This window comes from Pseudomonas sp. 382 (assembly GCF_002759075.1).
In the GTDB taxonomy this organism is placed as follows: Bacteria; Pseudomonadota; Gammaproteobacteria; order Pseudomonadales; family Pseudomonadaceae; genus Aquipseudomonas; species Aquipseudomonas vlassakiae.
Genome location: NZ_PEMX01000003.1, coordinates 324,305 through 349,008, shown reverse-complemented (window position 1 = coordinate 349,008; position 24,704 = coordinate 324,305). Strand labels below are relative to the sequence as shown.

Here is a 24,704-nt window from a genome sequence, read left to right as displayed (position 1 = left end):
TACCTTGGAACCGCTGCAATGACCTTGAAACAGCTCCGCTACCTGATCGCCATTGTCGAAGCTGGCAGCTTCTCGTCGGCCTCGCGCCGGGCCTACATCGCCCAGCCGGCGCTGAGCCGGCAGATCAGCCTGCTTGAAAGTGAACTGGAAATGCAGCTGCTCGACCGCCAGCACGACGGCATTGCCCTGACCGATGCCGGGCGGCAGCTCTACGAAGTTGCCCGGCAGGTGGTGCAAAAGCTCGATTCGGTGAAGGACGAGCTGAAATCCAGCCGCGGCGACCCCAAGGGCCAGGTTGCCATTTCCATCCCGGCCACTGCCGCCGACCTGCTGCTGCCGGAAATCGTCAGGCGTGCCGAACAGCGCTTCCCGGGGGTATCCCTGACGGTGTGGGACGGCCTCAGCCGCGAAGGCGGCCAGGCCATCGAACTGGGCAAGGTAGACTTCGGCGTGGTGCCCAACGCCGAGGAGCTCGACCATGTCGAGGCCGAGCCGATCTTCACCGAGGCGCTGTACTGGGTGGGTGCATCAGCGCCGGGCGCCCCCGACACCATCACCCTGGCTGAAGCCACCGCTACCCGGCTGGTGCTGCCGCCGCGGGCACTGCACTTGCGTCGGCGCATCGAGCAAGCCGCCATGGAAGCCGGCGTGCCACTGAGCGCAGCCTACGAACAGCAATCGGCCCCTGGTATCGCCAGCCTGGTGCGCGCCGGCCTGGCGGCGACCATCAGCAACTGGCCGCCACTGAGTGAGCTGCTCGAACCCACGGCAGCACGGCGTATCGTCGAGCCGCGCATCAGCCGTACCATCGCCTTGGCGCACTCACGGCACAAGCCGCTGTCGTTCGCCGCCGGCTGCCTGCGCGACCTGGTCCGCAGCGTGCTCATCGACCTGGTCAACAGCGGCCGTTGGCGGGGCGAACTGATCGGCAGGGAGGCCGAGCCGCTCGAGTCGGTGCTGGGTGTTCAGCTGGCGGTCTGAGCACGCGCCCGGCTGCCAACGGCATCCGCCTCACACAAGCGCAACAGGGTGCGCTGGGGGTTCAGGGTCGCCAGGCCGACCAACCCGGCCACCAGCAACACCGCGCCGCATACCACGAAGCCTTGGGCATAGCCCGCCGGGTGTGCGGCCCCCGCGCCCTGCACCAGCAAACCGGTCACCACCGGCGCAGCCAACCCGGCCAGCGAGGCGATGCCGTTGCCCATGGCGAGAATGCCACCGCGCTGGGCTGGCGGGGTGAACTCGGCAAGCATCGCCGGGCCAACCGAATACATGACCAAGGCCAGCCCGCCACTGAAGGTCAGCGCCGCAACCCGTACCGCCGTGCTCAGCCCGGGCAGTATCAGCGAAGCCGACAACAGCCCGCCGAGTATCAGGCACACCGCAACGAACACGCCGCGTGCCACCCGCGAAGGGTGGCCACGACGCATGAGGCGCTGGGACAACCAGGCCAGCAGCAGGCTCAGCGGCGTGGTCACGACCACGAACATGACGAAGATGCGCCCGGTCTGCAGCGGGTCGATGCCCAGGCCCACCTGCAGGTAACTGGGCACCCAGGTCAGGGTCAGGGCCAACGACCAGTTGGCGGCGAAGTGGCACAGGTAATTGCCCAACACACTGGGGTCGCTCAACAGTCTGCGATAAGGGACTGTTGCTGCTTCGGCCTGGTGCTGGCTGGCGCGCAGGCGTTCGAGGGTACCTTCCTGACCGAGCCGCCACCACAGCAGGCACCAGACCAGGCCGATCAGCGCAAGGATGATGAAGTTGGTCCGCCAGCCGTAGTGCAGGCTGACCCAGGGGATCATCGCCCCGGCGACCAGCAGCCCCATGGCACTGCCAGCGTGCAGCAGCGCCACCGGCAGGTTGCGCCGGTCGTTGGGGAACCACTTGTACAGCGCATGGGTGGCGACCGGCGAGGCCGGCCCCTCACCGATACCCAGCAGTACGCGGCAGGCGACGATGGCCCACAGTGAGGTGGCGAACAGCATCGGTAACTGGATCAGCGCCCAGAACAGGCCCATGCCCAGCAGCAAGGTGCGGCTGGGGCGGCGGTTGGCCATGAAGCCACCGACCACGGCGGAGAGGGCAAAGAACCAATGCAGGGCGCCGCCGATCAGGCCGAACTCGGTGGCCGTGAGGCCCAGCTCGGCGCTCATCGGCACCGCCACCAGGCCGATCACCACTTTGTCGAGAAAGTTGACCAGCATCAGCAGCGCCAGCAGCGCGGCCACCAGCCAGGCAGTTCGGGGGTTGGGCAGGGAAGAATGCGCAGTCATGGGGAGTACTCTTGTTATTGTTCTGGTGATTGCCAAAAGGGCCGCCGCAGCGGCGGCCCATGGGTCAGGCAGGCATCAGCACGCCTTTGGCGATGGTGTTGCGCTGGATCTCGCTGGTGCCGGTGAGGATACGCATCATCCGCGTGGCACGGAAAATCCATTCCACCGGGTGGCCCTGCATCAAGCCGGCGCCGCCATGCACCTGCACCGCCTTGTCGGCGATGCGGAAGGCGGCCTCGGACACGAACAGCTTGCACATCGGCGCCTGGGTGCGGATATCGCCGCCGGCATCATTCACCTGTGCCGTGGCGTACACCATGCTGCGCGCTGCGTGCAGCTCGGTGGCCATGTCGGCGATCATGTGGTTGACCGCCTGGAACATGGCGATCGGTTGCCCAAACTGCTTGCGGCTGCGCGCATGTTCGATCGACAGGTTCAGGGCCAGCCCGGCCATGCCCAGCAGTGTCGGGCAATGCAGCAGGCGGTTGAGGGTTATGCGCCCCATCGCCAGCTTGAAGCCCTGCCCCGGTTCTCCGATCAGGTTGGCCGCCGGCACCCGCACCTGATCGAGCACGATGTCCGCGTGGGCACCGCCACCGGACATCACCGCATAGTCACTTTCGATTCGCACCCCCGGGGCCTTGAGGTCGACGAAGAACGCCGAAATCCCTTGCGCGCCCTGCCCCGGCCCGGTCACCGCCAGCAACACCGCGAGGTCGGCGTAAGTGGCGCCGGAGATGTACCGCTTGCTGCCGCTCAATACATAGTGGTCACCGTCGCGGCGGGCCTGCGTGGCAATGGCGGTCGCGTCCGAGCCGGCCTCGGCTTCGGTCAGTGCAAAGCACACGGCTTTTTCGGCACGGCACACCGGTTTCAGAAAGGTCTCGACCTGATAGGGGCTTGCCACCTTGAACAGATGGCCGACCCGCGGCGGCCCGGACAGCTCACCCAGTACATGCGGCGCGAGCATGGAGCCGGTGAGCACCGTTGCCTCCTTGACCGCGCACAGGTCGGCCACGTTGAGGCCGGCCCCGCCCATGCTTTCCGGCAGCATGATGGTGTACAAGCCTTGCTCGCTGGAGCGCTTCCACACCTCCTGCAGCACCGCCTGCGGATGCGGGCGCGCCCAGCTCAGCTGCGCCTGGCTTTCCAGCGGGCGAACCTGGTCGCGAACGAAACCCTCGATCGCTTCAATGATCTGCGCAGCCTTTGCACTTGGTTGATACATGTTGATGCTCCCTGGTCAGATACGACGTTCGCTGTGTTGCCAGTAGGTCTCCCGGACCAGGCGGCGCACCACCTTGCCATTGGGGTTTTTTGGCAGTTCGCTGACAAAATCGACGCCGCGCGGCTTCTTGAAACCGGCCAGCGCACGCCCGCACCGTTCGATGAGTTCGGCGGCCTCCAGCTGTGCCCCCGGCTTGAGCACCACCACCGCACGCACCGCTTCGCCCCACTGTGCGTCGGGCACGCCGACCACCGCCACCTCGAACACTTCGGGGAAGCCATGGATCACCTGCTCGACTTCGCTGGGGTACACGTTGAAGCCACCGGAAATGATCATTTCCTTCTTGCGGTCGACGATGAACACGTAGCCCTGGGCATCGACCGTCGCCAGGTCGCCGGTGAGGTAGTAGCCGTCACGCATGACTTCGGCGGTGAGCTCCGGCGCGCGCCAGTAGCCCTGCATGACGTCCGGCCCCTTGACCACGATTTCACCGACCTCGCCAGGCAGCACATCCTCGAATGCCTCGTTGACCACCCGCAGGTCGGTCTCGAAATAGCAACGCCCGCAGGAGGCCAGGCGCTGGTAGTCGCCATCCTCGACCAAATGGTCCTGCTCGGTCAGCACGGTCACCAGCGAGCATGTTTCGCCCGCGCCATAGCCTTGGGCGAGGATCGGCCCAAACAGTTCGATGGCTTTTTTCACCAACGACGGCGCCATGGGTGCGGCGCCGTACATGACCAGCTTCAGGCTGGACAGGTCGAAGCGCTCGACGCCCGGGTAATTGACCAGCCGGTTGATCATCGCCGGGACCAGGAACAGCCGCGTCACCCGTTCACGCTGGATGGTCTCGAGCAACAGGCGATCGTCGTAGCGGTCCAGCAACAGGTTGCAGGCACCCACCGCCAGCAGCGGCATGATCTGCATGCCGCTGGCATGGGTGATCGGCCCGACGTGGGCCATGACGTCCCCCGGCCCGGAGCGCCGCGTGGGGCTGGCAATGCTTTTGCGCACCAGCGCCTTGCGGTTGCCGAACGACAGCATGGCGGCCTTGAGCACCCCCGAACTGCCGGAGGTGTAGTGCAGCACGGCCAGGGCATCGTCGGACGGGTCCAGGTGCAGCGGTGCTTCACTGCCGCGCTCAAGCAGCGCGCCATAGCCCAGGTCGCCGCCCTCACCCTCCAGCACGATCAGCTGGCGCAGCAGCGGCAACTCCGCGCGCCGCGTTGCCAAGGCCGCGGCAAAGCGGGCATCGGTGATCACTGCGACGCTGGAGGAATCTTCCAGTACCCGAACCACTTCATCCACTGACAGCCGCGCATTGATCGGCACCTTGACCATCGCCGCCTTGTACAGCGCGACTTCCGCCTCGACCAGCTCCACGCGGTTGGCGGCGAGGATCGCCACATGCTCGCCCACGCTCACGCCCAACGTAGCCAGCCCTGAGGCCAGGCGGTTGCTGCGGCGTTCCAGCTGGGCGTAGGTCACACGGTTCTGACTGTCGGCCACGGCGATGTGGTCCGGCCAGTAGTGGGCACTGCGGGTGATGATCTTTCCAAGGTTCACGTTGTTGTTCTCGTCGACAGGAAGACATCGACGATGCTAAACAGCCGTGCACAGCCAGGCCTAATACAGGATTCAGATGCCGGCCATATCGATATTAGCTGGCGCTACGCTCCTGCCGACTCGCGCTGCCTGATGTGCTGGCTATGGCCCCTGTACCGCCTTGCCCGCCGGGGCTAGCCAACGCACATTGCCCCGACAATGGGTACTGCACACCCAAGCCAGGGCGGCGCGGGCCGTGGCGCAGAGGCATGAAGATGGCGACCGGGAACAGGCGCGGCGCCAGGCACGACTTTTGTGCAACGAGGAAACAATCTCAAGAACGCCGCATGCCAAGCACGCGCTGGATCTCGACAACCACCTGGCTGGTCGCCTGGGCTATCGTGCCTTCGTTACGGCACAGCATCCAGCCATGCTCCGCCACCACCCGCTCGAACGCATGGGTACAGGCGACCTGTTCATCGAGCTTGTGGATCACCGTGCTGCCCAGCCCACGGGTGCGTGCCGCCGCCCTCGCCCACGACGTATCGGGTGAGGTGACAACCCCGACATGCAGGTCTGGCACCTGCACATTGCGCGTCCGGTTCATGTGCAGAATCTCGGTAAACGGGACTGTGCGGCGAAACGCGGCATCGGAGGGGTACCAGCGATCGATCAGGATGATGCTGTCCGCAGGTTGCCTGGGCAGCACGTGCTGGGTAATCCACGCACGGCTGTCGGCCAGGCGTGCACAGACCTCCAGCTCCAGATCCTTGCTGGGGTTTCTCGCCAGCTGGTTGACCAGCGCCATGGTTTCACCCCGGAAGGGGTCGCTTTTCTTCTCGCAAAGGCGCACCACCTTGCGCTTGTCTGCCCGCAGGGCTTGGGTGATGGCCTCCAGCAGTGTGGTCTTGCCGGTGCCCTTCGGGCCATCTAGCGCAACAAATAGCGGACGTTTCATTCTTCGGTACGGTGGGGAGCGGGTCTGGATAAGGAGATGGCCATGATGCACTGAAAACTGGCCACGGTCTCGCTTGTCGGCCTGATGGCGGTTATCAGGCAGGAGTACAAGTGTACTCCTCCCGTGTTTCGCCTTGATGATGCTCAGATCTGCGCCTGGCCACCGTCCACGAACAGCTCGGCGCCGTTGACGAAGCTGGCATCATCGCTGGCCAGGAACACCGCAGCATTGGCGATTTCTACCGGTTCCCCTACGCGGCCCAGCGGCACCTGTGCTGCAAGGTAATCGAGCAGGCCCTGCTGTTGCGCGGCATCCGGCCCGGCGAGGTCGACCAACCCTGGCGTACGCGTTGCGCCCGGGCTGAGGGTGTTGACCCGAACGGCGCGATCCTTCAGGTCAAGGATCCAGCTACGGGCAAAGGCCCGAACGGCCGCCTTGGAAGCCGAATACACGCTGAATGCCGCCGTGCCGGAGCTGCCGGCCGTGGAGCCGGTCAGGATGATCGACGCGTTCTGCGCCAGCAGCGGCAACGCCTTCTGCACGGTGAACAGCACACCCTTCACGTTACGGTCAAAGGTATCGTCATAGTGGGCTTCGGTAATGTCACCCAAAGGCAGCATGGAACCACCGCCAGCGTTGGCGAACAGCACATCCAGGCGCCCCTTTTCCTGAGCGATGCGGGCGTAGAGTTCGTCCAGTTGCTCCAGCCGGGTGGAGTCGACCGCAATACCGGTGGCATTGCCAACCTGCGCCACAGCCTTGTCCAGCTCAGCCTGGCGACGCCCGGTGATGTAGACATGGGCACCCTCCTCTGCAAAGCGTTTTGCCGTGGCCAGGCCGATGCCGGTGGTGCCGCCGGTGACCAGTGCGATCTTGCCTTCGAGTTTCTTGCTCATGGTGTTTCTCCCGTTGAGATGGTGAGTAGCTGTAGGGAGAAGCGTATCGACTAGTAGGCCTTTTCAAAATAGAATCATTTGAAAGCCATCATTGCAGAAATGAAATGCCAAGAATTCCGGATTTCGAAGGCCTGGCGATGTTCGCCAAAGTGGCCGAAGAAGGCTCATACGCCGGCGCCTCACGCGCCATGGGCGTTTCGGTACCCACCGTATCGCGTGCCGTGGCGCGCCTCGAAGAGCGGCTGGGTGCGCGCCTGTTCAACCGCACCTCGCGCCAGCTCTCACTGACGGAATTCGGCCAGCGCATGGTCGAGCAAGCCAGCGCGCTGTATCGCCAGGCTGAAGAAATGGAAAGCGCGGCCCAGGAACTGTCGTTGCAGCCACGCGGGCTGGTGCGCCTGGCAGTGCCGATGTCCTTCGGCTTGCGTTGGGTTGCGCCGCTGCTGCCCGAACTGCTGGCACACTACCCTGAGCTCGAAATCGACCTGCACCTGTCCGATTCAACCGTCGACCTGGTCGCTGATGGCTTCGATGCCGCCTTGCGCATCGCCGCCCTGCCCGACTCTTCGCTGGTGGCGCGGCGTATCTGTCCGGTCAGCCAGTACCTGGTGGCCGCGCCGTCGTACCTTGCACGCCACGGTCAGCCCACGCACCCGCGCGAACTGGCTGGCCATGCCTGCATGAGCTACGCCTATCGCGCCCGTAGCCAGGTGTGGCGCTTCAACCACGGCGACGGCAGCGAGCAGGACGTGACGCCCCATGGGCCGCTGCGGGTGACCAATGCGGATGCCCTGATCGCTCCCCTGCTGGCAGGCATGGCGATTGCCGAGCTACCGGAATTCATCGCCGCCGAGTACCTGGCCGACGGCCGCCTTGTGCACCTTCTGCCCGAATGGCGGATGACCCAGGGAGGGCTGTACTTCGTGACCCCGTCCGCGCGCACCCGGCCGCGCAAGGTCCAGGCCGTGGCCGAGTTCTTTATCGAGCGGTTGTCGAACCCGCAGTGGCAATTGCAGCCGTCCGGGTAGCGTCGAGACGTTCAGCTGTACTGTGCGTCACTTCTTTCCAGCAAAAAAAGCCACGATCGCGGCTCTTTCTGTTTGGGCTCAAGCGCGCGGAATGCGTGTGTCGCCGGCCAGGATTTCAGGTGGTTGTTTTCCATCCACCATCAGCGCACCACGGCCAGCAGGCTCGCCGCGTCGCTGACTTCGAACTTGCCCGGCGCCTCCACCGCAATGTGCTTGACCACGCCATCGTCAACCAACATGGCATAGCGCTGCGAACGCCGCCCCAGGCCGCGGGCCGAGAGGTCCTGGATCAACCCCAGCGCCTCGCTGAACTCGCCATTGCCGTCGCCGATCATCTTCACCGCGTCGCCTACCTGCAGGCTGTTGCCCCAGGCGTTCATGACGAAGGCGTCATTCACCGAAACACAGAGAATCTCGTCAACGCCGGCCGCGAACAGCTCCGGCGCCGCGGCGACGTAACCGGGGACGTGGCGCTCGGAACAGGTGGGCGTGAAGGCGCCGGGCAAACCGAAGATCACCACCTTCTTCTGCTTGCAGCGCTCACGCACCGGGAACGCATTCGGGCCGATCGGGCAGGCACCCTCGCTGTTGTTGTATTCGTAAAGGGTAATGTCTGGCAGTTGCTCGCCTGGCTTGATCATCGCTGACTCCTGGGTAAGTGGATGGCCGAGCTGGCTATCATGCAGCAATCCATCAGGCCAGGTACATGAGTGGTTGGAGCTGCTTGGAGCAGCGCCAGCTCGGGATGCTCCTTGGCAACCTGTCACTCAGCCGCGCAGCTGATACCAGGTGGTCTTCAGCTGCGAGTACTTGTCGAACGAATGCAGCGACAGGTCGCGGCCGAACCCGGACTGCTTGCCACCGCCAAACGGCACGGTCACATCCAGCGCATCGACGGTGTTCACCGACACCGTACCGGCCTTGAGCGCACGGGCAACCCGGTGCGCGCGATTCAGGTCGTCGCTCCACACCGACGCCGCCAGGCCGTAGAGGCTGTCGTTGGCCAGGCCAATCGCTTCGTCCTCGGTATCGAACGCACTGACCGCCAGCACCGGGCCGAACACCTCGTCCCGGGCCAGGCTCATGCGCTTGTCGACACCGGCGAAGATGGTCGGCTCGATAAAGTTGTCCGAGGTCCCGATGCTCAGACGTTGCCCGCCACAGACCAGCCGCGCACCTTCCTCATGGGCCTGGCCGATGGCCCGGGCAATGCGCGTGGTCTGCTCGGCGTCGACAATGGCACCCGCACGGCTGGCCGGATCCAGCGGGTTGCCTGGCTGCCACTGGCGGGCCTTGGCCTGCAGGCGTTCGATGAACGCGTCATGGATCGAGCGCTGCACATACAACCGCGAGTTGGCCGAGCACACCTCGCCCTGGTTGAAAAAGATGCCAAAGGCAGCCTTCTCCGCCGCCAGGTCCAGGTCCTGACAGTCGGCGAACACCAGGTTCGGGCTCTTGCCGCCACACTCCAGCCACACCTGCTTGAGGTTGGATTGGGCCGAGTACTGCATGAAGTACTTGCCGACCTGGGTAGACCCGGTGAACACCAGGCAATCGACGTCCGGGTGCAGGCCCAGTGCACGCCCAGCCGTTTCGCCAAGGCCCGGGACCACGTTGAGCACGCCTTCCGGCAGGCCGGCCTCCAGCGCCAGCTGGGCCAGGCGCAAGGCCGAAAACGGCGATTGCTCGGCGGGCTTGAGCACCACACTGTTGCCGGCTGCCAGCGCCGGGGCGAGTTTCCAGGCGGCCATGTCGAGCGGGAAGTTCCACGGCACCACCGCGGCTACCACACCCAGCGCTTCGCGGGTGATGGTGGCCAGGGCATTGGCGGCGGTCGGCGCGACCTGGTCGTAGAGCTTGTCGAGCGCCTCGCCATACCAGGCGAAGACATGGGCCGAACCGGGCACGTCGATGTTGTAGGCATCCATCACAGGTTTGCCCATGTTCAGCGAGTCCAGCAGCGCCAGTTCTTCGCGATGGGCCATGATCAGCTCGGCCAGGCGCAGCAGTACCTTCTTGCGCTCGACGGGCGCCATGCGCGGCCAAGGCCCTTGCTCGAACGCCTTGCGCGCCGTGCTGACGGCAAGGTCGACGTCGGCCTGGTCACAGGCAGCGACACGGGCTAGCAGCTGGCGGGTCGCAGGGTTGATGGCGTCGAACGTTGCACCGCTGGCGGCCCCCAGCTGGCGGCCGCCGATCGAGGCCTTGTCTGGCAAGCTAAGCCCTGCCGCGCGCTGTTGCCAGTATCCGAGATCGTACATACACACTCCTGACGACCGTCCGTGCGGTCCGATTGTTATGGGTCTGGCGAACATTCTTGGCCCAGCCACAGGCCCGGCGAAACCAGCTTTTTGTTGCCCCTTGCAGAGGAAAAAACTCGCCAGCGACGGGCGCCAGGGTTTACGCGACCAGCACGCAATGCTCCCCCCAAAGGGTGATTTCGAGGCCTCATCGAGTGTGGGAGCATTCGAGCCGCGCCATCCCAGCCCCACCCCAACTCCCTCACCAGTAGCGAGCCCGTTCGCCTACTGCAGCTTCCTGCATCCCATTTCAGGAGTCAGCCATGCATACAACAACAACTACAGCCCAGCCCCATCACCCTCAGCCTGCGTCAGCCAGCAACCCTGCAGGCCGCTTCAGAAAGTCCATGGGCATGACCGCGCTGGTCCTGTTCGGCCTCGCCTACATGGTCCCGCTTGCCGTCTTCACCACCTATGGCCTGGTCACCCAGATGACCAAGGGTCACCTGCCCATCGCCTACATCCTCACCCTCGCCGCCATGCTGCTGACGGCCTACAGTTACGGCCGCATGGTCCAGGCCCATCCCTATTCCGGTTCCGTCTACACCTACACACGCAAGGCGTTCGGCAGCCACTTCGGCTTTATCGCCGGCTGGACCTTGCTGCTCGACTACATCTTCCTGCCGCTGCTCAGCTATCTGTTGATCGGCATCTACATGTCCGAGTACTTCCCGGCCATCCATGCCTGGGTATGGGTGGCCGGGTCGATCGCTCTGGTGACCTTCCTCAACCTGATCGGCATCGAGTCGATCACCCGGGTCAACTGGGTCCTGGTGGTGGCTCAGCTGGTGTTCATCGTGGTGTTCGTCGCGCTGTCGATTCGCCACATGGACAGCCAGGCCGCGCCGGTGTCGCTGCTGGCGCCGTTCCATCATGAAGGTTTCAGCGTGCCACTGATCATGACCGGCGCGGCGGTGCTGTGCCTGTCGTTCCTCGGCTTCGATGCGGTGTCGACCATGGCCGAGGAAACCAGCAACCCGACCCGGCGCATCCCGCAGGCGATCATGGCGGTGTCGTTGATCGGTGGCCTGCTGTTCCTGGTGGTGTCGTACTTCGCGCAGATGGTGTTCCCCGACTGGGCCAGCTTCGCCGACCCGGATTCGGCGTCGGTAGACGTGATGCGTCGGGTCGGCGGCGAATACCTGGTGACGGCCTTCACCGCGACCTATGTGGCCGGCTGCTTCGCCTCGGCGATGGTGTCCCAGGCCAGCGTATCGCGGGTGCTGTTCGCCATGGGCCGTGATGGCGCGCTGCCGCGGATGTTTGGCCAGCTGGTGACCAGGAAACGCGTGCCGGCGACGGCAATCATGCTGGTCAGCCTGCTGTCGCTGGTGGCGCTGTTCATCACCTTGGATACCGTGGCCAACATGATCAGCTTCGGCGCCCTGTTCGCCTTTTCGGCGGTGAACCTGGCGGTGGTCAAGCACTACCTGGTGGACCAGCAGTTGCGAGGGATGCGCAACTGCCTGCTGTACGGGGCGATCCCGGCGCTCGGCTTCCTTGGCACGATCTGGCTGTGGACCAGCCTGTCGAGCATGTCCTTCACCATTGGCTTGAGCTGGATGGGCGTGGGGTTCCTTTGCCTGCTCGGGTTGACCAAGGCATTTCGGGTGAAGTTGCCGGAATTGCAGATGGCCGATTGAGCGGGTGCCAGGCGCTGCAAAGCTGTCGTCCACCCCCCCTGCCCCCTCGAATGGTATGATCCCTCATTAAACGTTTCAGCATGTTTCATAAGGGACCGCAATGTCTGTTCAGGAATTACCGCCGCTCGCCACGACCAAGGGCAAGGTCGGCAAGATGGAAGCTGCCATGGCGCTGGGCAGCTTCGCCATCGGCACTGGCGAATTCGCCATCATGGGCCTGATGCCCGATATCGCCAGCAACTTGCAACTGAGCGAGCCGCAAGTTGGCCATGCCATCAGCGCCTACGCGCTGGGTGTGGTGGTCGGCGCCCCGACCCTGGCCATCCTCGGTGCCAAGCTGCTGCGCAAGCACATGCTGCTGTGGCTCATGGCGCTGTATGCCATCGGCAACCTGGCCACCGCCTTTGCCCCGTCGTTCACCAGCATGGTGGCCTTCCGCTTCATCAGCGGCCTTCCCCATGGCGCCTACTTCGGCATCGCCGCCGTGGTGGCGTCGAGCATGGTGCCGAGCAACCAGCGCGCCGGCGCCGTGGCGCGGGTGATGATGGGCCTGACCCTGGCGATGCTGCTGGGCAACCCGATGGCAACCTTCCTCGGTCAGTTGTTCGGCTGGCGTTCGGCGTTCATCCTGGTCGGCACCATTGCCCTGTGCACCATCGCCCTGGTCTGGCGATACGTGCCGCAGCCCGACGATGAGCCCCGCAGCGACCCGCGCAAGGAACTGCAAGCCTTTACCCTGCCGCAGGTATGGATGGCCTTGGGCATTGCCGCGATCGGCTTTGCCGGCATGTTCTGCGTATTCAGCTACCTGGCGCCGACCATGCTGCAGGTTACCCAGGTGGCGCCGGAATGGATCCCCTTCGGCCTGGCCGCGTTCGGCGCTGGCGGCATCATCGGCAACATTGCCGGCGGCAAGCTGTTCGACCGCCTGCAGTTCCGCGCCGTGGGCATCGTGCTGGTGTGGTCGGCGGCGGTGCTGCTGTTCTTCAGCTTCGCCGCCCAGGCGCTGTGGTCGGTGCTGTTGGGGATCGGCCTGGTCGGCACCATGATCGCCCTGGCCGCGCCGCTGCAGATCCGCCTGATGGACATCGCCCATGAAGCGCCAAGCCTGGCGGCCGCTTCCAACCATGCCGCCTTCAACCTGGCCAACGCTCTGGGCCCCTGGCTCGGCGGCATGGCCATCAGCGCTGGCCTGGGCTGGACCAGCACCGGTTACATCGGTGCTGCAACCGCCTTGGCGGGGTTGCTGATCTACCTGGTGGCACGCCGCATGAAGGGCGGGCACTGAGCCCCTTTACCGGCCTCTTCGCAGGCTTGCCGCGACGGGGCCGGGATCAACGCTGGGTAATAGCCAGCAAACGTTCCAGCGAGACCCTGGTCGACGGCGCCAGTTCGACTTCCTGCGCCGCACTGCCGTGCAATGCCTTGCCCACCATGTACAACGCCGTGACGCAGTGCGGCGGCAGGTAGCCTTCGTTACTCCAGGCATGCAGCTGATAGGCAAAGAACGCCGTTGCCTGGGGTTTGTCGGCGACCATATCCTCGATGCGCGCCAATAGCGTCTCCGAGAGCTCCTCGCGCTCACAGGCCTCCGGGCTTTGCGACAAGGCTTCATTGATGCGCGCAAACAGTTCGCCCGCGCGCGGGCACATCAGCTGCATCGCGCAACTCCTCAACTGCTGTTGTGGCGTAAACGTCAGCGGCATTTTGTCTGGCACTCCCGTCATCCGAAAGAGATAACACGTAAGGGTGGGAGTGTCGTGATATCGAAAAAGTGGCACCGCTGTGAAAAAAAAATTTTGCAGCGGTCAATGGAACGCCTGCGGCGTCGCGAGCTGTGCTCGCGGCTGGTCTTTTTCAGCCCTGTTTAGGTCCGTGCAGCGAAGGTATTTTTCACATTCATCTCACTGCTTGATAACACAGCCTGTGTCATCTTTGCATGGCGCATCTTCTAATTAACGGCGCCCCAACTTTTCATTAACTTTTGTTTCATATGAAACCTGCATTTCGTTAATTGCCCCGCTATCAAACCGCCTGACAATCGCCTCCGCTCCGAGCTGAACGCCAGTCCCTGCGCGCTCCAGGCACGAGCTCAAACCTCGATAACAGCCAATAAACTTTTCAGAGGAAGTTTATGAACGCGCCTGCCCCACACATTAACTTCGACCTTCACGAACATATACTGCTGACCGGCGCCACCGGGTTTCTTGGCGGTTCGGTAACGGCCCAACTGATTGCCAACGGCCGTAGCGCCAACCTGTGTTTCCTGGTGCGCGCCGACAGCTGTGAGCAAGGCCTCGAACGCCTGCGCGACAACCTGCGCCAGCATGGCGTTGCCGAGCGTGACTGCCTGGCCCTGCGCGCCGACCAGATCCTGTGCGGCGACTTCCTCGATACCCGTTGGCTGACAGACGCCACACCCCGGCTGATGCAAATCGATCGGGTGATCAACTGCGCGGCGGTGGCCTCGTTCTCGAAGAACCCGAACATCTGGCCGGTCAATGTCGAAGGCACCTACGCCTTCGCCGAAGTGATGAGCCGCTCGACGCGCCTCAAGCGCTTCCTGCACGTGGGCACGGCGATGAGCTGCGGGCCGCAACGCGAATCGCCGATCAGCGAGTCCTGGGAGTTCCCGGCTGCCGAGCAGCAGTTGGTCGACTACACCGCCTCGAAGGCCGAAATCGAACGACGCATGAGCGAACAACTGCCGCAACTGCCGCTGGTGGTGGCGCGCCCGTCCATCGTGGTGGGCCACCGCACCCTGGGCTGCCAGGCCTCGGCGAGCATCTTCTGGGTGTTCCGCATGGGCTTTGCCCTGGAGAGTTTCACCTGCGAGCTGGACGAACAGATCGATGTGATCCCGGTGGACTACTGCGCCGAGGCGCTGATCGGCCTGACCCTCAAGCCACGCCTGGAGCACAACCTGTACCACATCTCCGCCGGCCATCAGGCCGCTTGCACCTTTGCCGAGATTGACCAGGCCTTTGCCCAGGCCAATGGCGCGGCACCCGTGGGCGAACGTTACCGCAAGGTCGATGTCGATGACCTGAAGAGCCTGGCGCAGGACTTCGAAGCGCGCATCGGCCCGGCCAACCCACGCCTGGTATTGCGCGCCCTGCGCCTGTACAGCGGCTTCGCCGACCTCAACTACCTGTTCGACAACAGCCGTTTGCTTGAAGAAGGCATCGCCGTGCCACCGCGGTTCACCGATTACCTGGATGTATGCGTGAAATCGTCCAGTGGTGTGAGCATCGCCACCCAGATGCAGTGGGATTTCAAGTAAGCCACCCTGCCAAGCATGACCCGGCCCACCGGTGGGGGGGCGGGCATGCCCGCGCCCACCGGTTTAGGCGTTACTGCACGTTGACAAGGTTCGGCGGACGCTGGCCTGCCAAGGCACTCAGCAGGTTGTCCACCGCACAGCGCGCCATGGCCTCCCGCGTCTCATGGGTCGCTGAACCGATATGTGGCGTCGCCACCACATTGTCGAGCTGCAGCAGCGGCGAATCGGCAGCCAACGGCTCGCGCACGAATACGTCCAGCCCTGCCCCGCCAATCCGCTTCTGTTGCAGCGCTTCGATCAAGGCGGTCTCATCCACCACCCGCCCGCGGGCAATGTTCACCAGTATCGCCTCGGGCTTCATCAACCCCAGCTCGCGGGCGCCGATCAGGCCCTCGGTCGTGGCACTGAGCGGCACCGTCAGGCACACATAGTCCGACTCGGTCAGCAACCCATCCAGGCTGCGATAACGCGCCCCATGGCGTGCCTCCACTTCTGGCTTGGCCCGCGAGCTGTGGTACAGCACACGCATGCCGAAGCCGGCCGCGCCACGCCGGGCCAATGCTTCACCAATGCGCCCCATGCCGACGATCCCCAAGGTCTTGCCGTGCACATCGGTGCCGAAGTGCGCCGGCCCCAGGCTGGCCTGCCATTTCCCCGCACGCACCCAACCGGCCAGCTCCACCACCCGCCGCGCGGTGGCCAGGAGCAGTGCGAAGCCGGTATCGGCGGTGGTTTCGGTGAGCACGTCCGGGGTATTGGTCAGCATTACCCCGCGCCGTGTCAGGTCCGCGATGTCATAGTTGTCGACGCCCACCGACACGCTGGCAATCACCTCCAGTTGCGGTGCCAGGTCGAGCAGTTCAGTGTCCAGGCGCAAGCTGGCGCCCAACAGGCCATGCGCCCCGGGTAGCGCATCACGAAGGCGTGCCAGCCCGTCCGCAGCGCGGGTGTCCACCCAGGTGACGTCTACCTGTTCCTCAAGCTTTGCCAGCAAGGCGTCGGACAGGTGCTTGTACAAGACGATGCGTTTTTTCATTGCAGCTTCCTATTGGCTCATGGCCAGGCGTGGGCCGCCGCGCTTGGCCCGGCCCGAGGTCTGTGAGGTTTTTAGTACCGCGGTCAGCGCCACGGCCGTCAGCAGTGCCCCCGACATGAACAGGTAAGAGGCACCCGGGCCGCCAGTGGCGCCGTTCAGGTAGCCAACCAGCCAAGAGCCAGCAAACGAACCCAGCGCGCCCATGCTGTTGATCAGCGCCATGGCCCCGCCGGCCACGTTGCTCGGCAGAATCTCCGGCACGATGGCGAAGAACGGGCCATAGGGTGCGTACATGCAGGCACCGGCAAGCACCAGCAGCGCGTAGGACAGCCAGAAATGCTCGGTGCCCAGCGCGTAGGAGCCATAGAACGCCACGGCGGCGATCAACAGCGGTGGCCAGACGAAACGCTTGCGCTTCTGCAGGCGGTCCGAGGCCCATGACACCCCGACCATGGCCAGCACCGCCGCCATGTACGGCACCGAGGCCAACCAGCCGGCCTCGACGATATCGACATTGGCTGCCTGCTTGAGAATCGACGGGAGCCACAGCACGAAGCCATATATACCGATGCTCCAGCAGAAGTACTGCAACGACAGCACGATCACCTGCGGCGAGCGGAATGCTTCGCGGTAGTTCTTCACCGGCTTGATGCCTTGCTGTTCGGCCGCCAGGGCCTGCTCCAGGCTGGCCTTTTCCCGCTCGCTCAGCCACGTCACCTGGGCCGGCCGGTCATCCACCAGGCGCCACCAGATAAAGGCCCAGAGCACCGCCGGCAGGCCTTCGATGATGAACATCCAGCGCCAGTCGAAGTGCTTGATCAGGTAGCCCGAGACCACCGACATCCACAAGATGGTCACCGGGTTACCCAGCATCAGGAAGGTGTTGGCCCGCGATCGTTCGGCGCGGGTGAACCAGTGGCACAGGTACACCAGCATGGCCGGCATCACCGCCGCTTCCACCACTCCGAGCAGGAAGCGGATGGCAATCAGCAGGTAGACGTTGCTGATCATCCCGGTCAGCGTGGCCAGGCCGCCCCAGAGGATCAGGCTGACGAAGATCAGTTTCTTCACGCTGCGCTTTTCGGCGTAGATCGCGCCGGGCACCTGGAAGAAGAAGTACCCCAGGAAGAACAGCGCACCCAGCAGCGAAGACAGCACGGGGGTGATTTTCAGGTCGTCGGCCATGCCCGAGGCCGCGGCGAAGCCGTAGTTGGCGCGGTCCAGGTAGGCCAGGCTGTAGGTGATGAAGACGATCGGGATGATGTACCACCAGCGACGTGGTGAGAGGCGAGTCGATTGCATGAAACGTTCTCCTGAGCTTGTTGTTTTTGTCGCAACAGGGCCGGCATGCCGGCGTTCAGCGGTTCAGGCACTTCTGCGCAGTTCGTGCGCTTGCAATTGGTGGCGGTGTGGCAGGCCTTCCATGTCGCCACGTGATTGCACGGCGCGGCTGCCGCACCAGTTGCCGCGCGCCACCGCGTCGGCCAGCGGGCGGCCTTCGAGCAGCGCGCTGACCACGCCGACGGCAAAGGCATCGCCGGCGCCCACGGTGTCCACCACCTTGGCCACCGGCACCGGGGCAACCTGCCCTGCGCCATGGCCAGTGCGGTAATAGGCACCCGCATCGCCAAGCTTGATCACCACGTGCTCCACCCCCTGGTCGAGGTAGAAGGCAGCGATGTCGGCGGGTGTCTGCCGGCCGGTCAGCAAACGGCCTTCTTCCAGGCCCGGCAGCACCCAGTGGGCCTTCACGGCCAGGGCGTTGATCTCACGGATCATGGTCGTGCGGTCAGGCCACAGTGACGGGCGCAGGTTCGGGTCGAAGGACACGCTGCGCCCGGCCTCGCGCATGCCCTCGACCAGAGCATGGGACAGTGCCCGGCAACTGGCCGACAGCGCGGGCGGAATGCCGGTGGCATGCAGGTGGCGGGCCTGCAGCAATGCCGGGTCGAGCAGCGCAGTGGAGAGGCGGCTGGCGGCGGAGTCGCTGCGAAAGTACTCCACAACCGGGTCACTGCCATCATCGCAGCGGCTTTTCAGCTGAAAGCCCGTCGGGCGGCTGCCATCGACTTCGACGCGGCTGCAATCCAGGCCTTCCTCGCGCAGGCTGGCCAGCACGAAGCGCCCCAGCGAGTCATCGCCCACGCGGCTCAGCCAGCGCACGCGAAAGCCCAGCCGGGCCAGACCGATGGCCACGTTGCTGTCGGCGCCGGCAATGCGCTTGCCAAAGCGGCCCACACTGGCCAGGTCGCCGGGCTGTTCGGCAACGAACATGGCCATGGTTTCACCGAAACACAGCACGTCATGTTCAAGCATGGCTCACCTCCTCGCCCAGCCCCAGCCTAGCCAGGTTGTGCACCTGGGCGCGGGTCAACGCCAGCAGGTCATCACCAACCAGCGGGTATTCGACCGCACGCACCAGCCCGGGGCTGAATTCATCGAACAGCGCCTCCCAGGCCAACAGGTCGGCCGCCTTTGGCGGTACGGCGTGCAAGCGGCCATCTGCGCCTGGCAGCACCGCCTTGCAGTGCACGTAGCGTACCCAGCGGCCGAGCTGGCGAGCGGCCTGCAGCGCGGACTCGCCCTGCCATTGCCAGTTGCCGATGTCGAAGGTCATGCCCAGCGGCAAGGCCCAACCTTGTGCGTGCTGGAAGAACCGCAGCAGCGGCTCGATGCGCCCGCCTTGTGCGGTCTGGTCATTTTCCACCAGTAATACAGGGTTACCCTCGCGCAGCAGCGGCTGCAAGGCAGCGACATCGCATTGCTCATGGTAATGCCCAAGCGAGACCTTCAGCGCCACGGCGCCCAGGGCCTTGGCCAGCGCCAGCTTCGCCGGCAGCTCCGGGGCTGGCTCGCCTTGCGCCGTCCACAGCTCCAGCGGCGAGGAGTACAGGCACTCAAGGCCCGAGGCAGCGATCGCTGCCGCAAGCGCGGCCGTGTCGGGAGCCTCGTCGAACAACTCTTCGCGCAGTTCGATGCGAGTGACGCCAGCAGCCGCCAGCAGTTCGATGAAGCCCATCTGGCCACGCTGCCGCACAAGGCTGGCGCCGTAGCTCGAGAGGCTGATGGAAACGGGGTTCTCATGCATTGTTGTTGTCCTTATGAAACCGGTTTCATTTTTGATTGCAGCCCTGCGGGCAGCCTGGCTGCCCGCAGTTATCCCTGTGCTTGAGTGGAACCTCGGGTGATCAGCTGCGCCTTGAAATCGATGCGTCGCGGCGCATCGCCACTGCCGCGCAGGCGCTCGAGCAGGCACTCGAACGCGGCCACGCCAATGCGCTCGGTAGGCTGGGCCAGGGCAGTGATGCCGCTGCCGACCAGCGGGTACCAGTCCAGTTCGTCGAGGGCAATCAGGCCCACGTCGCTGAACAGCTTGCAGCCTGAATCGTGCAACACCCGGGTAACCGCCAAGGTGGCCACGCCGTTGAAGGTGAAGATCGCCTGCGGGCCGTGGCCCTTGCTGGCCAGGAAGGCACCGAGCTTGGCCGGCAGGCCGGTATCGACCTCCAGCAGCTGCTGGCGCATGCCGTTGCGGTTGCTGATCGACGCGGTGAAGGCTTGCACCCGCTCCAGGCGCGAGCTGGTGCCATCGAGCGGTTCGGTGACCGCGAGAATGTCGCGGTAGCCTTGGGCCTGCAGGTGGTCCAGGGCCTGTTCGACGGCATCGGCGTTGTCCAGGCCGACCAGGTCGACCTTCAGCTCGGGGAGTTGCCGGTCGACCAGTACCATGGGGATGTCGCGCTGCAGGTTGAGCAGTTCGCCGGGGTGGCGGCCGAGGGTGTTCACGATCAGCCCTTCGACGTTGTACGACTGCAGGGCCGTCAGGTGATGGCGCTCCTGCTCGTCGTCACGGTTGGTGTTGCACACCACCAGGCTGTAACCGTGCTGGCGGCAGGCGGTTTCCACGCCATGCATCACGGCCACTGAATAGGGATTGAGGATATCGGCCACGAGCATGCCGATCAGACGCGTCTGGCCACGCTTGAGGCCGCGGGCCATCTGGTTGGGCCGGTAGCCCAGGCGCTCGATGACCTGCTCCAGGCGCTTGGCGGTCGCCTCAGCCAGCAGCTGGCGATCGCCGCCGATGTAGCGCGAGACCGTGGCCTTGGAGACCCCGGCCACACGTGCCACTTCACTGATAGTCACCCGCTCGCGGGGACTGGAGGGTGAATCGGTCATTGCGGGTCCCTTGTGATTGTTGTCGGTGACAGCGAATGAAACCGGTTTCAATACAGCAAAACCTTGCGCGTTCGTCAACCTGCCTTTTTGGGGAGTGTCACAGGGAGAATGAGGTAAAGCAACAGGTATGCTTCTTAACTTCTTGATCTTTATGAATATTAAATAGGAAAAACTTGTGGGAGCGGGCTTGCCCGCGAAGCAGGCAAATCGGTGTATGGCACCGGCTTCGCCGGTGTTCGCGGGCAAGCCCGCTCCCACGGTGGTTTTCTGCTGGGCTCAGCGGAGAGGTTTCACATCAGCGGCGCTGACCGGGCTGCCCTGGTTACCCCAGCTGCTACGAATGAAATTGACCACATCCGCCACTTCCTGGTCACTCAGGCGCCAGCCGAATGGCGGCATGCTGAAGTTCGACGGCGCCGTCTGCGTGGCCGGCACGGTCGCGCCCGCCAGCACCACATGGATCAGCGAGGTGGCATCGGCCGTCTGCACGACCGGGTTGCCGGCCAGCGCCGGGAACACCCGGCTGTAGCCATGGCCATCGGTGCGGTGGCACGCTGCGCAGTTGTCGATGTACACCGACGCCCCCGGCTTGCTGTCATCGCCCTGCCACAAGGCCTCGGCCACCTGCTTGTCATACACGTGCGGCGTGTCGTTCGGATCGCCTGGCGGCAAGGTCTTCAGGTACCGGGCGATGGCGGTCAGGTCGGCATCGCTCAGGTGCTGCATGCTGTGCTCGACCACATCGCTCATGCCACCGAACACTGCGCTGCGGTCACTGCGTCCAGTCTTGAGGAACTGCACCAGCTGCGCCTCGCTCCAGTTGCCCAGGCCGTCCTTGTGGTCGCCCCGCAGGTTCTTGGCGATCCAGCCCTCCAGCGGCGCACTGCCGGCCAGGAACTGCTCGCCATCCGCAGGGCTTAGGGCCTCCTCCTGCATTGTCAGGGCGCGCGGGGTGTGGCAGGCGCCACAGTGGCCCAGGCCTTCGACCAGGTAGGCGCCACGGCTGACCACCGGGTCCGCACCCGCCGGCGCCTGCCAGGCCTTGATCTCGGGGGCGAACAGCCCGCGCCAGATCGACAGCGGCCAGCGCATGCTCAGCGGCCACGGTATATCGGTCGGTTTGTTGGGCTGCGCCACCGGTTCGACGCCTTGCATGAAGTACGCATACAGCGCCTGCATGTCGTCGTCGCTGACCCGCGCATAGGACGGGTACGGCATCGCCGGGTACAAGGTACTGCCGTCCTTGGCAATGCCTTGACGCACGGCCCGGTCGAAGTCGGCGAAGCTGTACTGGCCGATGCCGCTGGCGTCCGGGGTGATGTTGGTGGAGTACACCGTGCCGATCGGGGTTTCCATCGGCAGCCCGCCGGCAAAGGGCTTGCCGCCCTTGGCGGTGTGGCAGGCCACGCAGTCACCGGCGCGGGCCAGATATTCCCCTTGCCTCACCAGGGCCTCGTCGGCCTGGGTGGCAGTGGCAGCGCCCAGCAGCAGGGTGGCGATCAACAGGTTCTTCATGTTCATCGCTCCTCAAGCCTGGACCAGCGGGCCGGGGTTCTTCAGGTACTGCTCGCGGATCGCCCGGGCCGACCAATAGGTCAGCGCCGCCACCAGGCCAGTGGGGTTGTAGCCCAGGCCCTGAGGGAATGCCGAAGCACCGGGGACGAACACGTTGTGCACGTCCCAGCTCTGCAGGTAGCGGTTCAGCGCGCTGGTCTTCGGGTCGTTGCCCATGATCGCGCCGCCGTTGAGGTGGGTGGTCTGGTAGTTGGCGGTGTTGAAGTGTTCCTTGACCTTCTTGCCAAGCACGGCGATCGACTTTGGGTTCATCGCCTGGGCGATCTTGCTCAGCTTGTCGACCATGAACTGGTTCATCCTGATGTCGTTTTCCTGCCAGTCGAAGGTCATGCGCAGCAACGGCTGGCCGTAGGCGTCGCGGTAGGTGGGGTCGAGGTCGAGGTAGTTGCCGCGGTACGACTGGTGCGCACCGTGGGCGTCCATCGACACCTGGTGGGTGTAGTAGTCGGCCGTGGCCTTTTTCCAGGCGCTGCCCCAGGCCGGGGTGCCCGGTGGCGTGCCGCCTCCGGCTATAGGCCGGGTGCCGGCCTGGTTCACCCACATCGGCGAGCCGCCGACGAAGCCATGCGGGCCATGGTCGAAGTTGTCGGCGTTGAAGTCGTCGATGGCCACGCCGTTGCCGCCGGCACCGATGAAGTTGTTGGTGTAGGTGTCCTTGTCGAAGAACGCCTTGACCGTGCCCATGTTCTGGTAGGCGAAGTTGCGCCCGACCACGCCTTCGTTCTTGATCGGGTCGTAAGGCTTGCCGATGCCGGACAGCAGCATCAGGCGCACGTTGTTGAACTGGAAGGCGGCGAGGATGACGATGTCCGCTGGCTGCTCCACTTCGCGGCCCTGGGCGTCGATGTAGGTCACGCCGGTTGCCTTGCGCTTGCTGTCGTCGAGGTTCACCCGCAGCACATGGGCGTTGGCGCGCAACTCGAAATTCGGCACCTGGCGCAGGGCCGGCAGGATGTTCACGTTCGGCGAAGCCTTGGAGTACATGTAGCAGACGTAGCCGCTGCAGAACCCGCAGAAGTTGCACGGCCCCATCTGCGCGCCGTACGGGTTGGTGTACGGCCCGGAGGTGTTGGCCGACGGCAGGTTGTAGGGCCTGTAGCCGAGGCTGGCGGCGGCCTGTTCGAACAGCTTGGCCGATACCACGTTCTTCTGCGCCGGCAGTGGGAACGGGCTGGAACGGTCAGGCGCGTAGGGGTTGCCGCCCTTCCCTTCGCCCACCAGCTTGCCATTGACGGTCCAGGCCTGGCCCGAGGTGCCGAACACCTTCTCGGCGAAATCGAAGTGCGGCTCGAGTTCTTCGTAGCTGACGCCGAAGTCCTGGATGGTCATGTCTTCGGGAATGAAGCGCTTGCCGTAGCGTTCCTCGTAATGGCTGCGCATGCGCAACTCCATCGGGTCGACCCGAAAGTGCACGCCTGACCAGTGCAGGCCCGCGCCACCGACGCCCTTGCCCGGCAGGAAGGCGCCAAGCTGGCGGTTGGGCAGCGCGACATCGTTGACGCTGTGGCGGATGGTCACCGTCTCAAGAACAAAGTGTTCGCCTAAGTACTTGCTTGCCCATGGGCCGCGCAGGCGGCCCATGTTCCGCAGCGTGCCGGCTGGGCCGGCGCGCTGCTTCCCTCCCCTGACCAGAGTGTTTTATGCCTGAAATCCTCAATGACCTTTCGCTGGCCGAGCTGGCCGCACCGATCGACGGTGGCAGTGGCGAAGACTTGAGCTTCTCCGCCTTGTTCGACCAGATCAAGGAGGCGCGCCGGGCAGACCCTGACTACCTGACCCAGGGCGACTGGCAGACCGACCTGAAAACCGCCGACTGGGAACAGGTCATCGCCCTTTCGGCCCAGGGGCTGGCGCAACAGAGCAAGGACCTGATGCTGGTCGCCTGGCTCTGTGAAGGCCTGGCCCAACGCGAGCATTTCGAAGGCATCAGTTTCGGCCTGGAGCTGACAGAACGCATCCTCGACACGTTTTGGGACAGCGTCTATCCGTCGCTCGAAGACGGCCTGGAGGAGCGCGCCGCGCGACTTTCCTGGCTCAAGACCACGCTCACCGACATTGCCGGTGGCTTGCCCATTACCCAGGGGCAGAATTTTGGCGTGCTGCGCTATGACGAATCACGCCATGTAGAAAACCTCGCCTTGCAGAACCCCAAGGCGATGCAGACCGCGCTGAACGAAGGCAAGATCAACGCCGAGATCTTCCAGCGCTCGGTCGCCCTCAGCGATACCGAGCACTTGCGCGCCAAGGCCTTGCAGATTGCCGCCAGCCTGCAGGCCTGCAACCGCTTGCAGGCCAGCACCGACCGCCTGTTCGGCCACGAAGCTCCAAGCTTCGCCAGCCTAGCCGACATGCTGTCGCGTGCCAGCCATCTGGCGGAAAAACTGCTCAAGGACCGCGGCGTCGAACTGCACCCGGTTGTCACCCCGGCCGCAGAACCCGTCGCCACCGTTGCCCCCTCCAGCGAAGCAGGTGAACCGATGAACACGTCCGTCCAGGCCACCGCGCCTGCGCCCATGCGCACCACGCCCCTGACCCGCGACGAGGCCTTCACCATGCTCGCGGGCATTGCCCAGTTCTTCAAGCACAGCGAGCCGCAAAGCCCCGTGCCCTACCTGATAGAACGCGCCATCAAGTGGGGCAACATGCCGCTGGAAGGCTGGCTGAGCGACGTGATCAAGGACAGCAATGTGGTGGACAACATCCGCGATGTGCTTGGCACCCGCGAGCCAAGGTCCTGATCCTGTGCAAGGCTTACGGGCC

Annotated in this window: 19 protein-coding genes and 2 pseudogenes; 6 read left to right on the top strand and 15 right to left on the bottom strand. The window is 64.6% G+C overall.

Annotation, left to right across the window (positions count from 1 at the left end; all coding sequences use genetic code 11):
• Window positions 1-18: 18 nt before the first annotated feature.
• Window positions 19-981: a LysR family transcriptional regulator gene (locus CQW31_RS06250; protein ID WP_099814091.1), complete on the top strand. Its 963-nt coding sequence runs from the start codon at window positions 19-21 to the stop codon at window positions 979-981.
• Here CQW31_RS06250 and CQW31_RS06245 read toward each other — a convergent pair.
• From CQW31_RS06245 to CQW31_RS06225, 5 genes are all read right to left on the bottom strand, one after another.
• On the bottom strand, window positions 966-2,276 hold the full coding sequence (locus tag CQW31_RS06245; RefSeq protein WP_099814090.1) for an MFS transporter: 1,311 nt from the start codon (window positions 2,274-2,276) through the stop codon (window positions 966-968). The genes CQW31_RS06250 and CQW31_RS06245 overlap by 16 nt on opposite strands.
• Before the next feature lie 64 nt (window positions 2,277-2,340).
• Window positions 2,341-3,504 carry an acyl-CoA dehydrogenase family protein gene (locus CQW31_RS06240; protein ID WP_054886079.1) on the bottom strand — a complete coding sequence of 388 codons (1,164 nt, stop codon included), beginning with the start codon at window positions 3,502-3,504 and terminating at the stop codon, window positions 2,341-2,343.
• A gap of 15 nt (window positions 3,505-3,519) precedes the next feature.
• The gene (locus tag CQW31_RS06235; RefSeq protein ID WP_099814089.1) at window positions 3,520-5,067 is read right to left on the bottom strand and encodes an AMP-binding protein; all 1,548 of its coding nucleotides are present in this window, start codon (window positions 5,065-5,067) and stop codon (window positions 3,520-3,522) included.
• 313 nt (window positions 5,068-5,380) lie between these two features.
• A complete protein-coding gene (locus CQW31_RS06230) occupies window positions 5,381-6,004 on the bottom strand; it encodes a dTMP kinase (protein WP_099814088.1) in 624 nt (207 codons plus the stop codon).
• Window positions 6,005-6,147: 143 nt separating this feature from the next.
• Entirely contained in the window at window positions 6,148-6,900 is a 753-nt protein-coding gene (locus CQW31_RS06225) for an SDR family NAD(P)-dependent oxidoreductase (protein ID WP_099814087.1), read from the bottom strand.
• Window positions 6,901-7,004: 104 nt separating this feature from the next.
• Here CQW31_RS06225 and CQW31_RS06220 point away from each other — a divergent pair, with 104 nt between their 5' ends.
• The gene (locus CQW31_RS06220; protein WP_099814086.1) at window positions 7,005-7,928 is read left to right on the top strand and encodes a LysR family transcriptional regulator; all 924 of its coding nucleotides are present in this window, start codon (window positions 7,005-7,007) and stop codon (window positions 7,926-7,928) included.
• A gap of 140 nt (window positions 7,929-8,068) precedes the next feature.
• On the opposite strand, the gene CQW31_RS06215 is transcribed toward CQW31_RS06220, so the two are convergent.
• The gene (locus CQW31_RS06215) at window positions 8,069-8,569 is read right to left on the bottom strand and encodes a peroxiredoxin (RefSeq protein ID WP_099814085.1); all 501 of its coding nucleotides are present in this window, start codon (window positions 8,567-8,569) and stop codon (window positions 8,069-8,071) included.
• 126 nt (window positions 8,570-8,695) lie between these two features.
• Window positions 8,696-10,189 (bottom strand): aldehyde dehydrogenase, encoded by a 1,494-nt coding sequence (locus CQW31_RS06210; protein WP_054886073.1) that lies wholly within the window; start codon window positions 10,187-10,189, stop codon window positions 8,696-8,698.
• Between the two features lie 302 nt (window positions 10,190-10,491).
• Between CQW31_RS06210 and CQW31_RS06205 the strand changes: the two genes are divergently transcribed.
• Both CQW31_RS06205 and CQW31_RS06200 read left to right on the top strand, forming a co-directional pair.
• A complete protein-coding gene (locus CQW31_RS06205; RefSeq protein ID WP_099814084.1) occupies window positions 10,492-11,871 on the top strand; it encodes an APC family permease in 1,380 nt (459 codons plus the stop codon).
• A gap of 100 nt (window positions 11,872-11,971) precedes the next feature.
• Window positions 11,972-13,159, top strand: coding sequence for an MFS transporter (locus tag CQW31_RS06200; RefSeq protein WP_177332406.1), 1,188 nt, complete (start codon window positions 11,972-11,974; stop codon window positions 13,157-13,159).
• 46 nt (window positions 13,160-13,205) lie between these two features.
• On the opposite strand, the gene CQW31_RS06195 is transcribed toward CQW31_RS06200, so the two are convergent.
• The gene (locus CQW31_RS06195) at window positions 13,206-13,532 is read right to left on the bottom strand and encodes a hypothetical protein (protein WP_099814083.1); all 327 of its coding nucleotides are present in this window, start codon (window positions 13,530-13,532) and stop codon (window positions 13,206-13,208) included.
• Window positions 13,533-14,005: 473 nt separating this feature from the next.
• Here CQW31_RS06195 and cprA point away from each other — a divergent pair, with 473 nt between their 5' ends.
• Entirely contained in the window at window positions 14,006-15,154 is a 1,149-nt protein-coding gene (cprA, locus tag CQW31_RS06190) for a cationic peptide resistance protein CprA (protein WP_054886070.1), read from the top strand.
• A gap of 70 nt (window positions 15,155-15,224) precedes the next feature.
• Here cprA and CQW31_RS06185 read toward each other — a convergent pair whose 3' ends face one another.
• The 7 genes and pseudogenes from CQW31_RS06185 to CQW31_RS06155 all read right to left on the bottom strand — a co-directional run.
• Window positions 15,225-16,190 carry a D-glycerate dehydrogenase gene (locus tag CQW31_RS06185; RefSeq protein WP_099814082.1) on the bottom strand — a complete coding sequence of 322 codons (966 nt, stop codon included), beginning with the start codon at window positions 16,188-16,190 and terminating at the stop codon, window positions 15,225-15,227.
• Window positions 16,191-16,207: 17 nt separating this feature from the next.
• Window positions 16,208-17,492 (bottom strand): annotated as a pseudogene (locus tag CQW31_RS06180) (MFS transporter).
• A gap of 63 nt (window positions 17,493-17,555) precedes the next feature.
• Window positions 17,556-18,506, bottom strand: coding sequence for a sugar kinase (locus CQW31_RS06175; protein WP_099814080.1), 951 nt, complete (start codon window positions 18,504-18,506; stop codon window positions 17,556-17,558).
• Window positions 18,499-19,278, bottom strand: coding sequence for a sugar phosphate isomerase/epimerase (locus tag CQW31_RS06170; protein ID WP_099814079.1), 780 nt, complete (start codon window positions 19,276-19,278; stop codon window positions 18,499-18,501). The genes CQW31_RS06175 and CQW31_RS06170 overlap by 8 nt, the downstream gene beginning before the upstream one ends.
• Window positions 19,279-19,346: 68 nt before the next feature.
• The gene (locus tag CQW31_RS06165; protein ID WP_054886065.1) at window positions 19,347-20,369 is read right to left on the bottom strand and encodes a LacI family DNA-binding transcriptional regulator; all 1,023 of its coding nucleotides are present in this window, start codon (window positions 20,367-20,369) and stop codon (window positions 19,347-19,349) included.
• Between the two features lie 276 nt (window positions 20,370-20,645).
• On the bottom strand, window positions 20,646-21,884 hold the full coding sequence (locus CQW31_RS06160; protein WP_099814078.1) for a cytochrome c: 1,239 nt from the start codon (window positions 21,882-21,884) through the stop codon (window positions 20,646-20,648).
• Between the two features lie 12 nt (window positions 21,885-21,896).
• A pseudogene (locus CQW31_RS06155) lies at window positions 21,897-23,465 on the bottom strand (GMC family oxidoreductase); the annotation flags it as partial.
• A 119-nt stretch (window positions 23,466-23,584) separates the two neighbouring features.
• Here CQW31_RS06155 and tssA point away from each other — a divergent pair.
• Window positions 23,585-24,682 carry a type VI secretion system protein TssA gene (gene tssA / locus CQW31_RS06150; protein ID WP_099814077.1) on the top strand — a complete coding sequence of 366 codons (1,098 nt, stop codon included), beginning with the start codon at window positions 23,585-23,587 and terminating at the stop codon, window positions 24,680-24,682.
• Window positions 24,683-24,704: the final 22 nt, after the last annotated feature.

What these genes read in the sequence shown, in the direction of transcription:
- CQW31_RS06160 (WP_099814078.1), bottom strand. Translation starts at nt 21,884, where the DNA reads ATGAAGAACCTGTTGATCGCCACCCTGCTGCTGGGCGCTGCCACTGCC.
- tssA (WP_099814077.1), top strand. Translation starts at nt 23,585, where the DNA reads ATGCCTGAAATCCTCAATGACCTTTCGCTGGCCGAGCTGGCCGCACCG.
- CQW31_RS06175 (WP_099814080.1), bottom strand. Translation starts at nt 18,506, where the DNA reads ATGCTTGAACATGACGTGCTGTGTTTCGGTGAAACCATGGCCATGTTC.
- CQW31_RS06220 (WP_099814086.1), top strand. Translation starts at nt 7,005, where the DNA reads ATGCCAAGAATTCCGGATTTCGAAGGCCTGGCGATGTTCGCCAAAGTG.
- CQW31_RS06170 (WP_099814079.1), bottom strand. Translation starts at nt 19,278, where the DNA reads ATGCATGAGAACCCCGTTTCCATCAGCCTCTCGAGCTACGGCGCCAGC.
- CQW31_RS06205 (WP_099814084.1), top strand. Translation starts at nt 10,492, where the DNA reads ATGCATACAACAACAACTACAGCCCAGCCCCATCACCCTCAGCCTGCG.
- CQW31_RS06200 (WP_177332406.1), top strand. Translation starts at nt 11,972, where the DNA reads ATGTCTGTTCAGGAATTACCGCCGCTCGCCACGACCAAGGGCAAGGTC.
- CQW31_RS06230 (WP_099814088.1), bottom strand. Translation starts at nt 6,004, where the DNA reads ATGAAACGTCCGCTATTTGTTGCGCTAGATGGCCCGAAGGGCACCGGC.
- CQW31_RS06210 (WP_054886073.1), bottom strand. Translation starts at nt 10,189, where the DNA reads ATGTACGATCTCGGATACTGGCAACAGCGCGCGGCAGGGCTTAGCTTG.
- CQW31_RS06165 (WP_054886065.1), bottom strand. Translation starts at nt 20,369, where the DNA reads ATGACCGATTCACCCTCCAGTCCCCGCGAGCGGGTGACTATCAGTGAA.
- CQW31_RS06225 (WP_099814087.1), bottom strand. Translation starts at nt 6,900, where the DNA reads ATGAGCAAGAAACTCGAAGGCAAGATCGCACTGGTCACCGGCGGCACC.
- CQW31_RS06215 (WP_099814085.1), bottom strand. Translation starts at nt 8,569, where the DNA reads ATGATCAAGCCAGGCGAGCAACTGCCAGACATTACCCTTTACGAATAC.
- CQW31_RS06195 (WP_099814083.1), bottom strand. Translation starts at nt 13,532, where the DNA reads ATGCAGCTGATGTGCCCGCGCGCGGGCGAACTGTTTGCGCGCATCAAT.
- CQW31_RS06250 (WP_099814091.1), top strand. Translation starts at nt 19, where the DNA reads ATGACCTTGAAACAGCTCCGCTACCTGATCGCCATTGTCGAAGCTGGC.
- CQW31_RS06185 (WP_099814082.1), bottom strand. Translation starts at nt 16,190, where the DNA reads ATGAAAAAACGCATCGTCTTGTACAAGCACCTGTCCGACGCCTTGCTG.
- CQW31_RS06245 (WP_099814090.1), bottom strand. Translation starts at nt 2,276, where the DNA reads ATGACTGCGCATTCTTCCCTGCCCAACCCCCGAACTGCCTGGCTGGTG.
- cprA (WP_054886070.1), top strand. Translation starts at nt 14,006, where the DNA reads ATGAACGCGCCTGCCCCACACATTAACTTCGACCTTCACGAACATATA.
- CQW31_RS06240 (WP_054886079.1), bottom strand. Translation starts at nt 3,504, where the DNA reads ATGTATCAACCAAGTGCAAAGGCTGCGCAGATCATTGAAGCGATCGAG.